Source organism: Mycobacterium sp. 1245111.1, assembly GCF_001673405.1.
Taxonomy (GTDB): Bacteria; Actinomycetota; Actinomycetes; order Mycobacteriales; family Mycobacteriaceae; genus Mycobacterium.
The window spans coordinates 1-580 of record NZ_LZLV01000071.1 but is presented as its reverse complement, the minus strand read 5'-3'; the positions used below and the strand labels follow the sequence as shown (position 1 = coordinate 580).

The following is a 580-nucleotide window of genomic DNA, read 5'->3' as shown; positions in this document are numbered from 1 at the left end:
CGCTGTGCCCACCCGTCGACATGGGCCGGAATGACGAGCCGGGCGCCCAGCACTTCGGCGGCGGCGGCCGTCCGCTGGCCCGTCATCGTCAGCGGGCGGCCCCGCTCCTTGGCCGGGACCCGAGCCGCGCCGGCGAAGATCACCGCCACATCGACGCTGCCCACCCGGTCGGCGATCTCGCGCACGGCCGCGACCGAAGCGTTGTCGCCACTGAGATACACCGTCGGCAGGCCCACACCCGACAGCACGAATCCCGTCACCTCGCAGTTGACGTGCCCGCCGTCATCGCGAACCCCGTCGGCCGGTCCGTGTACGGCCGGAACCGCTTGTACCGTAATCGCTTTGGCACCACCCTCGGCGGGAAGCTGGAAGGTTTCGAACGGCTTGAGCCCCACGGCCGGTGGCCCGAGCCGGCCAGCGGCGCCCGGGTTGGTCAGCCACGACAACCACCCGGACAACTTCGACGACGAGGGGCGGCGGGTGGCGCTGGCCGCCCCACTGGTGCTGACCAACCCGGGCGCCGCTGGCCGGCTCGGGCCACCGGCCGTGGGGCTCAAGCCGTTCGAAACCTTCCAGCTTC

The 580-nt window shown here is 72.2% G+C and carries 1 protein-coding gene and 1 pseudogene; one reads left to right on the top strand and one right to left on the bottom strand.

The features are described 5' to 3' along the window. Positions 1–395 (bottom strand): MBL fold metallo-hydrolase (locus A5658_RS11735; protein ID WP_231997286.1); only part of this gene is annotated, 395 nt, incomplete at its 3' end. Between A5658_RS11735 and A5658_RS28750 the strand changes: the two are divergent. Continuing rightward, positions 385–580 (top strand): annotated as a pseudogene (locus A5658_RS28750) (MBL fold metallo-hydrolase); the annotation flags it as partial. The gene A5658_RS11735 and the pseudogene A5658_RS28750 overlap by 11 nt on opposite strands.